Origin of the sequence: Bacteroides cellulosilyticus DSM 14838, from assembly GCF_000158035.1 — a bacterium.
GTDB classification, from domain to species: domain Bacteria; phylum Bacteroidota; class Bacteroidia; order Bacteroidales; family Bacteroidaceae; genus Bacteroides; species Bacteroides cellulosilyticus.
On sequence record NZ_EQ973491.1, the window covers coordinates 426998 to 433888 of the forward strand.

Below are 6891 nucleotides of genomic sequence, written 5' to 3' on the forward strand. Positions count from 1 at the left end.
GCAAAAAAGCCCCCGGATGTCATACACTTATACATCCGGAGGCTCTGTATTATAGCGTAACTTGCACGCTTAGAAAAATCTTATTTCTTCGTAATGCGGAACCAGTCTACATCTGCCCAACCACCGTCATTGGTAGTAATTGCAGGACGAGTACAGAAAGTACCTACCTTGACACCAATCCATTTTCCTTCTTTAGCCTGGAATGACTTGCCAAGAGGCTGGTATTTCTTTCCATCAAGACTATAACTGAAGTCACATATAACCAGCAGATCATGTCCGCCTTCACTCTTTGAAATCTTCTTGTTGGCATCGCTGCTGAATTTTACTTTCAGATAGATGGTGTTGTCTGTCAGATCTACCGTACCGTTTACTTGTTCCGGTGTGCCTTTGTCTGCCTTCAGACAGGATACTTGCGAGAGAACCAGCCCTTTGTCTGTATTCTCCAGGATCAGTCCGGCATAGTCCATACCCATCACTACCAATCCGGTACGTTCGCCTTTATATTTATCTACCGGCTTGAAAGTCAGTTTCATGGTAGCAGTGAAGTTGGGGGCCGGAGCCTTCTGTAACAGTAGATTGGCAACATCGAACAGATTCTTGTATTCTTTCACTACCGGGTAAGAATACAGGCGTACGATGCTTTGGTCTCCTGCGTAGTATGCCCACTTCTCGTTGATATTGGCATGCCACTGCCATTGCGGAGACAAAGTATAACCGTCGAACTCGTCACTTTCCTGCGGAGTGCAGATGGGATAGGTCTTACCTACGTTCGGTTTCTTGTAAGTCATTACAGGTTCACCACAACCGTCACCGTCTTTGTCAATACCGATTACGGGCCAGTCATTCACCCATTTCATGGGTTGCAGATGTACCAGTCGGCCATAAGCGCCTACATCCTGGAAGTGGAAGAACCAGTCTTCTCCTGTTGGGGTATCTACCCATGCACCTTGGTGAGGGCCATTCACAGGGCTATTACCTTGTGCAAGCACGGTTTTCCATTCGTACGGTCCGTATACATTCTTCGAACGGAGCACTACCTGCCAACCTGTAGGTACACCACCTGCCGGATGGAAGATGTAGTAATATCCGTTACGCTTGTAGAATTTTGGTCCTTCACAGGTCTGGTGCGCCTCATGTCCGTCAAATACGATACGTGACGGAGTGATGGCCTTGGTAGCTTCAGCATTCAGTTCGCAAATGGTGATTACGCTCTTCAGCTCGGCACGGCTACCTGCGTAGGCATGTACCATATACACTTTGCCGTCCTCGTCCCAAAGCGGACAAGTGTCGATGATGCCTTTACCCGGTTTCACCAGTACAGGCTCAGTCCACGGTCCTTTCGGATCTTTGGCTTTTACCATGAAAGCACCTTGATCGGGATCTCCCCAGAAGATGTAAAACTCACCGTTGTGATGGCGGATGGCAGGTGCCCATACGCGGTTACCATGTTCAGGACGTTCGGGAGTTTCTATTGGGGGCAGAGCGTAAGGTACGGCAGCGCCAATGATAGTCCAGTTCACCAAATCTTTGGAGTGGAGTATCTGCAATCCGGGCAAACAGTTGAAACTGGAAGATGTCATGTAGTAATCATCTCCTACACGGCAGGCATCCGGGTCGGAATAGTCTGCATAGAGTACCGGGTTCTTGTACTTACCGTTTCCTTGGTCGGCTACCCATACCTCGGAAACATAATTTTTCTGCTGTGCTGCCAGCGGAAGGGCGAGCAACAGGCATAGACTCATCAAGGTCTTTCTTGCTTTCATGATACGTTTTTAGTTATTAGTGATTAGTTATTAGTGATTGGTTACGAATGTCACTTTATCACCCTATCACTTCATCACTTTCACCACTGCCGGATGTTCCAGTTCTTCTTTCCATTCGCGGATATAGGCGAACCATGCTTCGGGAGTTTTATAGCCGAAGGTTTCTTTCATGGAAGTGAATGTGATATTGTGGGTGAAATATTTGCTGCCTTTGGCACCGATGGTGTACAGGTAATTAGCCTTGTCTTTCACTTCGGCCTTTACGTACTTTTGCGGAATGTATGTACCCAGTCCTACGGTTTCTTTAGCGTACTTCACAGTGTCGTTTACGGGCCAGTCCGTTCCCCAGCAACCTATCAGGCCTTTGTGGTCGGAGTAAGATACAGAGCCTTTGATGTCTATTACACCGGTACAGAAGATTTCGTCTTTCAACGGTTCTTCAAAGAAGGTTTCTACAAACACATCGCGGTGTCCGCCGTAGAGGGTGTAGCGGTTCGTCATGCGTAGTTCCGAACCTTGATATTGCCAGTCTGTCACTTCTATTTCGGCGATGGTGCGTACCGGACCGTAGGCAATGATGCGCTCGGTAAGCGTGGATACAGGTTCGATATGAGTGGATTTCTTGCCGTCCCAGCCTTTCAGCGCACCTAAACCGCAGCTGCCGCCTACTAACAGGACATCGTCTCCGAAGCCACGTGCCAGTTGTTCGTCGGTGGGATAGAACTGTGATTCTTTGATTTCAAAGCCTTTATTGAATTTGCCATAGATGTCGACTGTTTGCTTCTTGTCAAAGTACAGGCGATAAGCCACCAGTTCAGATTCGAAAGCCGGACCGTGGTGATGCATCTGATTGTAGATGTTACTGGTTCCCGGAATGGTTACCGAATGTACGGGGACATGCTTGCCTCGCTTGTCGCTTACCAGCATCTCGGCATATACACGGGCAGGATAAGTCTTGTCGCTTTTGGCGGAAGACAGAGTGACGGTCACTGTTTTCTTGCTCTTGGCAGGCAGGTCGATGACAAATGCAAGTTCATCCGGACGGAGGTCGCCATTCAGGTCATCCAGTTGCGAAGGTATTTCTTCGCTTCCGTTCATGACTACTGCCGAACGTACCCGGAACTGTGGATTGATTTCACTGAGTTTGATTACTACCGGTTCGTCCGCTTTTGCCTTGTTCCAGGTGTTACTTACTTCCACCTTGAAACTCTTTTGGGTTTCTTGTGCTTCTGCTGTGACAGAAAGACCGCACAATAATAGCAATACTGTAAAGATATTCTTCTTCATGGTTTTAAATATATAACTAATTTGCTACAAAAGTAGTGCAAACCTACCGTAATTCCTTTTCCATTTTGATATAAATACTGTCGCCTTTGTGAGTTATTCCTTCCAACCGACTTCCTCAAAAGAGGTGACTTCTACCTGTTGGGGATCGAGGCAGGCGTACTTGATGCGTTGTCTCCTCCAGGTATAAACAATGTGTACCTTGCCGTCTTTTCCCTGAATGACTGAGGGGTATGAATATTGGTTGATCGGCGAATCTTCCAATACCACGGCCGCTTTCCAATGCATACCGTCGTCACTGATTGCTACATTGATGGGAGTACGTTCTTTCCGTTTTCCTTTGATGTAGCGATAGTGGTTGTATACCAGCAAGTGCCGCCCGTCTTTCAGCGTGATTCCATCAATGCCGGAATTGTTGTTGGGCAAGTCAATGAATGTTACCGGACTCCAGCTTTCTCCGTTGTCTTCACTCCAGGTGGTAGCAACGGAGCCGTTGTTCTGGGTACGGCATAAAGCTTGTAACTTTCCGTCTTTATGTGTCAGGATGGTGGGCTGTATCACTTGTATGGTTTTATGCTTCTGATTACTGAACTTCACCTGATCTGTTTCCACAATTTCGGAAGCAGTTATAGGACCAATCTTTCGCCAGGTCTTTCCTTCATCATCGCTGATTTCGAAATGAATCCGCCAACCGTTCTCATCTTCCGTACTGCTGGGGCAGATCATTCGCTTGCCGATCCATACGGGCTTGTTTTTGATGGGACCAAGGAAGCCTTCGGGAAGTGCCCGGGATTTGCTCCATGTTTTTCCACCGTCTTTCGAAGTAACGACATGACCACTCCATCCGGCTACGTTCACACCTATTTTATAATAAAGCTGTAGTTCTCCTTTCGGTGTTTCGGTCAGTACGGGATTCCAGCAGGCGTATTTGGTTCCGTCCAATACACCGTCCGCAACCATTTGTGGTTCTGTCCAGCCTGTTTTTGTTTTGCGGCTAACCCAAATGCAACAATCGGGATTCTTCTCTTTGGTTCCCCCGAACCAGGCTGCCACTATTCCGCGACGTCCTTCTACAATAGTAGCCGCATGGCTCTCCGGGAAGGAAGGCTTCCGACAGATAAAGTCATCCTCCAGCAGGCCTTTTCTTCCTTTTCCGTATGATATGTTCTTTTTAATCTGGAAGTTATACTTCCCCGAACCTATCTTACAAACTGTGTATCCGTCTTCCTGGCAGAGTATTTGTAAACCTTCGGATTGCTTCAATGGCTTCCCGTTTTCGGTGAGGGCGGAGGTATCCGCATTGGGCAGCCATATAGTAGCCGTACTATTGGCAGGTACACTGATTTCCCAGGAATACCCGGTAGCTGTTTGTGACCAGTTACTTGTTACTTTGCCATAAGGTGTAATGTGAGAAGCACGAATAAATCCTACTTCTTTCAGTTCGAAAGCAGGTTTCATCTGGATTTCCTTGAAACCGGGAGCTGCATTCCGGATACCTGCCAGATGTTGATAGCAATAGGGGAGGAAATCGCCCAGTAACATGACGTGGTTACCGCTGTTCATGGCCGGATCAGCTGTGTTCCCGTTCCATAACTCCCAGATGGTGGTAGCTCCGTTGGTTGCCATGTATCCCCATCCGGGATATTTGGTATGGGTAGCCAGAACGTATGCTACATCTGTGCGTCCCATTCTTACAAGCTCGCGCATCAGCCATTGTACGCCAATAACTCCGCATTGAATGGTGGCATTGTAATAGTCTACTGTTTTATGAATGATTTGCCGGGCAACGGTTTCTTTTTCCGTATCCGGTACCATGTCGAATGCCAGTGGGAGAAGGTTGGCTGTTACGGTGTTATTGCTGTAATATTGTTTTTCCTGATTCCAGAAGGTTTTGTTGAAACCTTCTTTTACGTGTTCTGCCAGTTCCTGATATTCCTGAATATCCTCAGCTAACTGCTGGTGGTGCAGCTGTCCGGCAATATCCGGAGTGTGGGGCATATCTAACTGAAGCTGTGCAAACTTTATCATATATTGCAGCAGCTTGTAGTAATAGGCGGTTGCTATCAGTTTACCATCGGTAATGCGGGCCGGGTCTTTCGAATGTATTAATTCGGGAGATTCGGGCGGAAGACACCAATCGCCGTAACGGTCGCGGGTGATGATATGCGATTGGTTCATGAACTCTGTGCGGATGTGCTCCATCCATTGCTTCATGGCGGGATAATGCTTGCAGATGGCTCCCGGATTTCCATATTGTTCATACAGCATATTACTGATGAAAATGAAGGTTGACGGCCAAGTCACGTTGTCTGTATAGTAGTAATAATAGGCCGGCACTACATCGGGTATGCATCCGTCTTCCCGTTGCGCATCGCGGATATCGTCCATCCACTTAGCATAAAGCGGACCGTTTTCCATCAAGAAACTTTCACCTAGTGCACCGTTGGTATGGTCGCCCAGCCAGGGCTGGCGTTCATCACGCTGGGGACAGTCGAGCGGTATTCCTTTATAATTACCACGAATTCCCCAGAAGGCATTTTTCACTAATTGGTTCAGGATAGGATTATCACATTCAAATGTTCCGGTGAGAGGCATGTCGTCATTTACAACTTCGCCTGTAAAGTTGGCAAGGGTAGGAGTACCCGGAAATTCGCTGACTTCTACATAGCGGAAGCCATGATATACAAAGCGGGGAGCCCACTCTTCAATACCTTCTCCTTTCAGGATATAAAGGTCGGTTACTTTAGCGGACCGTAAGTTGGCGGTGTATAGTTCTCCATCCGGTTGCAGGGTTTCTGCAAAGCGCAGGCGTACTGAGTCGCCCGCATTTCCTTTTACCCGGATGCGCAGCCAGCCTACCATGTTCTGCCCCATGTCGAGGATATAGCCATTGGCCGATTTACGGATGGTTCGGGGATTGATCTTCTCCACTACCTTGATACCCGGTATGGTTTGTCCGCGCAGATATCCCGAAGGTATGGAAACGCGTTCCGCCTGCAACCAGCTACTGTCGTCATAGCCGGTTTCCGACCAACTTCCTAATTCTTTCCGGGCATCGTATTCCTCACCGTCAAACTCATTGTTACTGCGGATGGGACCGTCGGCTGTCAGTTTCCAGTTCGTATCTGTGGCAATCGTTTCCCGGCTGCCGTCCGTATATTCTACGATCAGGTTCATCCGGACTTTTGGATAGCCGAAGTTATGGATTTTATAAGTACGGTAGTTCTGGCGCATGAAGTGGTATCGTCCGTTTCCGAGCGTAATACCTATGGCATTATCCGCCTGTGAGCGAAGCAGACTTGTTACATCATAGCTGTTGTAAAGTACGGTTTTCCGGTAGTCGGTAGGAGCGGGAGCCAGTACAAGGTCACCGACCCGTTCGCCATTGATGAGGCATTCGTAAACTCCCAGTCCGCTGATGTGCAGGGTTGCCTCTTTTATTGCTTTGCTGAGTTTGAATTCTTTGCGTACATACCGGGCGGACAGACGTGAAAACATGGTTTCACTATCCCAAGGCATAGGTCTGTCCATACCAATCCAACGTCCTTTCCAACGTGTTTCTCCCATCAGTCCCATTCCCCAGAAAGCAGGTTCGCTCCAGGCGCTCTCACCTGTACCGGTTGTTACCTGTACTTTCCAATAATAGCGCTTGTTGGGTTGTAAAGAGGGACCTTGGTAGCTTATCCAAATGGACGCATCAGAGCGTACCTCGCCTGAATCCCACACGTCTGTCCGATTCTTGCTTAGAAGTTCCGGGGAGGACGCAACGAACAGGCGGTAAGTTGTCTGCATCACATTGCGTTGCCCGCTTTGGAGCCGCCAGCTGAAACGCGGTTGAGGGGTA

The 6891-nt window shown here is 48.3% G+C and carries 3 protein-coding genes; all 3 read right to left on the reverse strand.

Annotated elements, in window-relative coordinates; translation table 11 throughout:
- Positions 1 to 80: 80 nt before the first annotated feature.
- A complete protein-coding gene (locus tag BACCELL_RS13985) occupies positions 81 to 1763 on the reverse strand; it encodes a glycoside hydrolase family 43 protein (RefSeq protein WP_007212494.1) in 1683 nt (560 codons plus the stop codon).
- A gap of 66 nt (positions 1764 to 1829) precedes the next feature.
- Positions 1830 to 3050 carry a DUF4861 domain-containing protein gene (locus tag BACCELL_RS13990; protein WP_007212495.1) on the reverse strand — a complete coding sequence of 407 codons (1221 nt, stop codon included), beginning with the start codon at positions 3048 to 3050 and terminating at the stop codon, positions 1830 to 1832.
- Between the two features lie 93 nt (positions 3051 to 3143).
- On the reverse strand, positions 3144 to 6891 hold a 3748-nt coding region (locus BACCELL_RS13995), incomplete at its 5' end, for a family 78 glycoside hydrolase catalytic domain (RefSeq protein ID WP_007212497.1).